This window comes from Streptomyces sp. WAC06614, from assembly GCF_003949795.1.
In the GTDB taxonomy this organism is placed as follows: domain Bacteria; phylum Actinomycetota; class Actinomycetes; order Streptomycetales; family Streptomycetaceae; genus Streptomyces.
Map to the genome: position 1 here is coordinate 1 of NZ_RPRY01000409.1, position 5,244 is coordinate 5,244.

The window sequence follows — 5,244 nt, forward strand, 5'->3', positions numbered from 1 at the left end:
CCGGAGGCGCGGCCGGGCCGCGGGCCGCCGGTGGCGGCGGGGGCGGGGGCCAGGGGCGTCGGCGCCGGTGTCCAGGCGCCGTTCAGCGCCGCCCACGCGTCGCCGGCCGGCCGCGCCTCCGGGGCGGCCCGGTGGCCGGCGGTCATGTGCAGCGCCCAGGCGGGCAGCGGCGGCAGGGCCGCGGCCGGTGCGTACGGGCCACGGCGGGCGGCGACCAGCCGCTGGTGCAGCGTACGGGCGTCGGCGGGGCGGTCCTCGGGGCGCTTGGCGAGCAGGTCGAGGACGACCTGCTCGAAGAAGGGGGGCAGCTCGGGCCGGTGCTCCCGCAGCGGGACCGGGAGGGTGTCCCGGTGGCCGACGAGCACCGACCAGTTGTCGCCGTCGAACGGGGGCGCGCCGGTGGCGAGTTCGTACAGGACGCAGCCCAGCGAGTACAGGTCGCTGCTGTGGTCGGCCTCGCCGCCCGCGATCTGCTCGGGCGACATGTAGTGCGGGGTGCCCATGGCGACGCCGCCGCCGGTGAGCTTGGAGGTGAAGCCGATGTCGTGGGCGAGCCGGGCGATGCCGAAGTCGCAGATCTTCACCGTGCCGTCGGTGAGCCGCATGATGTTCGCCGGCTTGAGGTCGCGGTGCACGACGCCCTGCTGATGGGTGTACGCGAGGGCGGCCGCGACCTGCTCGGCGATGTCGACCAGGTCCTCCACCGGCAGGGGGCGGGAGCCGTTCTCCTCCAGGAGCTGGCTGAGGTTGCGGCCGTCGAGGAGTTCCATGACGAGGTAGAGCGGGCCGCCGGCGGCGCTGTCGTCGCCGAAGTCGTGGACGACGGTGACCCCGCGGTGCTGGAGGGAGGCGGCGACGCGCGCCTCGCGGCGGAAGCGTTCGCGCAGCACCTGGGTGAAATGGGCGTCCTGTTCCGGGCCGAGCGGCTTGAGGCATTTGACGGCGACCTGGCGGCCGAGGGACTCGTCGCGGGCCCGCCACACCTCGCCCATGCCACCACGACCGATCAGGTCGAGCGACCGGTACCGGCCATGGATCAGTCTGCTCTCCGCCATCTCGTGGTGCCGCCCCCGTCGTCGTGCTGTGCCCTCCCCGGCTCGTCCAGTATGGCCGCCTGTCTGCGCAGTGTGTACGCCGACGGGCGGCTTGCCGAGCCCAGCCGACGCATCGCGTTCAAGATGTGACCTGGCGGGAGCTGCCAGCGCAGACGCGCGGGAACGGTGCGCAGCACGCGCCCCGTGCGGCGCAGGCGCCGGGTGACGCGCCCCGGGGCGGGTGCGGGGCGCCCGTACAGCTGGTGCGCATACCCCGGCAGGGTCCCGTACGCGAGTTCTACGAGCGGACGCCAGAGCAGTTTTCGGCCAGGTACGAGCAGGGCCGGGATCGGCGGCTCGCGCAGGAACGCGTCCACGGCGCGGGCGTCCGGACCGGCGGCGAGGACGGGCCGGACCTCCTCGAAGTACGCCGCCAGCCCGGCGGTGTCGGCGGGCACCCCGGCCGGGTCGAGGCCGACGAGGCGGGCACCGGCCCGGTTCTCGTCGACGTAGCGGTCGGCCTGGGCGGGGGTGAGGGGGACCCCGGAGCGGAGCAGGACGTGCAGGAACGAGTCGATCTGCGCGCAGTGCACCCACAGCAGCAGTTCGGGGTCGTCCACGGGGTAGCGCTCGCCCGTGCCGGGGTCGGTCGCCGAGAGCGCGCGGTGGATCCGGCGGACCCGGGCGCCGGCCCGCTCGGCGGCCTCGGTGGTGCCGTAGGTGACGGTGCCGACGAAGTCGGCGGTGCGCAGCAGGCGGCCCCAGGCGTCGGCGCGGAAGTCCGAGTTCTCCAGGACGGCGCGGACGGCGCGCGGGTGCAGGGCCTGGAGGTAGAGCGCGCGGACACCGGCGATCCACATGACCGGATCGCCGTGGCACTGCCAGGTGACGGAGTCGGGTCCGTACAGCCCCGGGTCCGGGCGGGGCTCCGGTTCGGGGGCGGGGCCGGTGGCGACGGGCGCGTCCATGCCCGTACCCGTACCCCTGTTCGGGAGGGCTCAGTCCGCGGCCCGGCGGCCGGTACACGGCTCACCCCGCGGCCCGGCCCGCCGCCGCACCCGTGGCTCAGTCCGCGGCCCGGTCCCCCGCCCGGTCGGTGGTCCCGTCCGCTCCGGCCTCGGCCTCCAGATGGCCGAGGTCGTTCCAGCGCACCACGGCGGGGTGGGCGTGGGACCAGCCCAGGACGGACAGCGAGGCCGGGCCGAGGTCGAACTGGGCCGCGAGGGAGAGGTCCTGCTCCAGCCAGCGGGCGGCGACCGCCCGCAGGAAGTGGGCATGGGCGAACAGCACCGCGTCCCGCTCGTCCGAGCGGGCCCAGGCCACGACCGCGTCGGCGCGGGCGGCGACCTCGGCCAGGGTCTCGCCGCCCGGGACGCCGTCGCGCCACAGGTCCCAGTCGGGGCGGTCGGCGAGGATCTGCGGGGTGGTCAGGCCCTCGTAGTCGCCGTAGTCGTACTCCTGCAGCGCGTCCCAGAGCGTGGCCCGGTCACCGAACCCGGCCAGTCGGCAGGTCTCGGCGGCCCGGGACAGCGGGCTGGTGCGGACCCGCGCACCGGGCAGGCCCAGCCAGGGGGCGCGGCGCAGCCGCTCGCCGAGCAGGACCGCGCCGCGGCGGCCCTCCGGCAGCAGCGGCCGGTCCGTGCGGCCGGTGTGCCGGCCGCTGCGGGCCCAGTCGGTCTGGCCGTGGCGGACCAGCAGGATGCGCGGTCGGAAGATCGTCATGGGGACACGCTACGTCGGGCCTTGCGCAGGGACGGAAAGAGCCCGCCCGCTTCTCGCGGAACCCGATTGTGCGGTGCGCAGCTCGGGACTGCTTCTCCGCATCCTCGAAATGGACTCTTTCCGTCGATTCCATGGAAACACCGCCCGCGCGCCACGTCGAACCGGACCTCCGACAATGGGAGCACGGTCTTCGACCGCGCCCTTCTTTGCGAGGAGAGAGCGATGACGGAACCGACGTCCCCCGGACCCTTCCCCGCCCCCGTCCCGCCGGCGTACCCGGTGCGCGTGACCGCCGTGCTCGACGGCCCGCTGTCCCGCTGGCTGTGGCTGGTCAAGTGGCTCCTGGCGATCCCGCACTACGTCGTGCTGGCGTTCCTGTGGCTCGCGTTCCTGGTGGTGAGCGTGATCGCGTTCTTCGCCATCCTGTTCACCGCCCGCTATCCGCGCGGGCTGTTCGACTTCAACGTCGGCGTGCTGCGCTGGTCGTGGCGGGTGGCGTACTACGCGTACGGGGTGCTGGGCACCGACCGCTACCCGCCGTTCAGCCTCGGCCCGGTGCCGGACTACCCGGCTCGGCTGGAGATCGCCTACCCCGAGCGGCTCTCGCGCGGGCTGGTGCTGGTGAAGTGGTGGCTGCTGGCCCTCCCGCACTACCTCGTGGTCGGCATCTTCACCGGCTCGCACCGCAGGATGTGCGGCGGCGGCCTGATCACCCTGCTGGCGCTGTTCGCGGTGATCGCGGTGGCCGCCACCGACCGGTACCCGCGCGGCCTGTTCGACCTGGTCGTGGGCCTGAACCGGTGGGTGCTGCGGGTGTGTGCCTACGCCGCCCTGATGACGGACGCGTACCCTCCGTTCCGGCTGGACCAGGGCGGCGAGGAGCCGGCGGCGGGGGCGGCCGGGCTCACTTCCGCAGCGGCTGGTTGAACCGCAGCAGGTTGCCGGCGGGGTCCCGGAACGCGCAGTCGCGGACGCCGTACGGCTGGTCCATGGGCTCCTGCAGCACCTCGGCGCCCGCGCCGCTGATCCGTGCGAAGGTGGCGTCGCAGTCGTCCGTCGTGAAGATCACCCCGCGCAGCAGGCCCTTGGCCATCAGCTCGGCCATGGTCCGGCGGTCGTCCGCGGAGGCGTTCGGGTCGGCCAGCGGCGGCTCCAGCACGATGTTCACGTCGGGCTGCCCGGGCGGCCCGACGGTGACCCAGCGCATGCCCTCGAAGCCGACGTCGTTGCGGACCTCCAGGCCGAGCACGTCGCGGTAGAAGGCGATCGCCCTGTCGTGGTCGTCGACGGCGATGAAACACTGCGAGATCTTGATGTCCATGCCGTTCACGCTACGGCCGGGCGGCGGGAGGTGCTTCCCCGGCGCCGGCCTTCCCGGCCGCCTGACCCCCCACGCCGGCCTTCCCGGCCGCCTGACCCCCCACGCCGGCCTCGGCGGCCGGATCCCCCGCGCCGGCCTTCCCGGCGCCCGCACTGCCGTCGGCCCGGTTCCGTCCGGCGGTGCGGACCGGGCGGGTGTGGATCTTGGCGATGCACGCCGGTACGGGGGCGCCCTCCTCGTGGTCCCGCGCCCGGTACGCGCTCGGGCTCTCGCCCACGAGCTCGCTGAAGCGGGAGCTGAACGAGCCCAGCGAGGTACAGCCGACCGCGAAGCAGACCTCGGTCACGGTGAGGTCGCCGCGCCGCAGCAGCGCCTTGGCCCGTTCGATGCGGCGGGTCACCAGGTAGCTGTACGGGGTCTCGCCGTAGGCCGCGCGGAAGCTGCGCGAGAAGTGGCCCGGGGACATCAGGGCCTCCTGCGCCAGCGCGGGCACGTCCAGCGGCTCGGCGTAGTCGCGGTCCATCCGGTCGCGGGCCCGGCGCAGCCGGACGAGATCGTCGAGGTCCTGGCGCGTCACCCGGTCAGTCTCCCACAGGGCCCGCCGAACCGATCAGGAATGGAGAAGCCACCCGCCCCGGGCCTTCCCTAGCCTGGCCGACATGAACGCACCCACGAACCCCGCCGCCGCTGCCACCACCGACGTCCACATCCAGTGGATCTTCCTCCCCCACGAGGACCCCGAGGCCTCCCTCGCCTTCTACCGCGACATCCTCGGCTTCGAGGTCCGCAAGGACGTCGGCCGCGACACGATGCGCTGGATCACGGTCGGCCCCGTCGGCCGCCCGGACACCTCGCTCGTCCTGGAGCCGCCGGCCATGGACCCGGGCGTCACCGAGGAGGAGCGCCGTACGGTGCGGGAGATGATGGCCAAGGGCACCTACGCCCGGCTCACCCTGGGCACCACCGACCTCGACGGCACCTTCGAGCGGCTGGCCGCCGGTGGGGCGGAAGTCGTCCAGGAGCCGGCCGATCAGCCGTACGGTGTACGTGACTGCGCCTTCCGCGACCCCGCGGGCAACATGATCCGCTTCAACCAGGTGGGCTGACCGCGGGGTCGCGGAAGGCGCAGTCACGTACACCGTACGGCTGATCGGCCGGCTCCTGGAC

Annotated in this window: 7 protein-coding genes; 2 read left to right on the forward strand and 5 right to left on the reverse strand. The window is 74.1% G+C overall.

Annotated features, from left to right (window positions below; genetic code table 11):
- The 3 genes from EF918_RS31920 to EF918_RS31930 all read right to left on the reverse strand — a co-directional run.
- Window positions 1-1,055: serine/threonine-protein kinase (locus EF918_RS31920; protein ID WP_148141300.1), on the reverse strand; the 1,055-nt coding region annotated here is incomplete at its 3' end.
- A complete protein-coding gene (locus EF918_RS31925; RefSeq protein ID WP_125652407.1) occupies window positions 1,037-2,002 on the reverse strand; it encodes an oxygenase MpaB family protein in 966 nt (321 codons plus the stop codon). The genes EF918_RS31925 and EF918_RS31920, both read right to left, overlap by 19 nt.
- 97 nt (window positions 2,003-2,099) lie before the next feature.
- Complete coding sequence (locus tag EF918_RS31930; RefSeq protein WP_125652408.1) at window positions 2,100-2,756, reverse strand: histidine phosphatase family protein; 657 nt, start codon at window positions 2,754-2,756, stop codon at window positions 2,100-2,102.
- Window positions 2,757-2,978: 222 nt separating this feature from the next.
- On the opposite strand from EF918_RS31930, the gene EF918_RS31935 reads away from it, so the two are divergent.
- A complete protein-coding gene (locus tag EF918_RS31935; RefSeq protein ID WP_125652409.1) occupies window positions 2,979-3,683 on the forward strand; it encodes a DUF4389 domain-containing protein in 705 nt (234 codons plus the stop codon).
- On the opposite strand, the gene EF918_RS31940 is transcribed toward EF918_RS31935, so the two are convergent.
- On the reverse strand, window positions 3,661-4,077 hold the full coding sequence (locus tag EF918_RS31940) for a VOC family protein (protein ID WP_125652410.1): 417 nt from the start codon (window positions 4,075-4,077) through the stop codon (window positions 3,661-3,663). The genes EF918_RS31935 and EF918_RS31940 overlap by 23 nt on opposite strands.
- A 10-nt stretch (window positions 4,078-4,087) precedes the next feature.
- Window positions 4,088-4,600: a helix-turn-helix transcriptional regulator gene (locus EF918_RS31945; RefSeq protein ID WP_125652412.1), complete on the reverse strand. Its 513-nt coding sequence runs from the start codon at window positions 4,598-4,600 to the stop codon at window positions 4,088-4,090.
- A 136-nt stretch (window positions 4,601-4,736) separates the two neighbouring features.
- Between EF918_RS31945 and EF918_RS31950 the strand changes: the two genes are divergently transcribed.
- A complete protein-coding gene (locus tag EF918_RS31950) occupies window positions 4,737-5,183 on the forward strand; it encodes a VOC family protein (RefSeq protein WP_125652411.1) in 447 nt (148 codons plus the stop codon).
- Window positions 5,184-5,244: the final 61 nt, after the last annotated feature.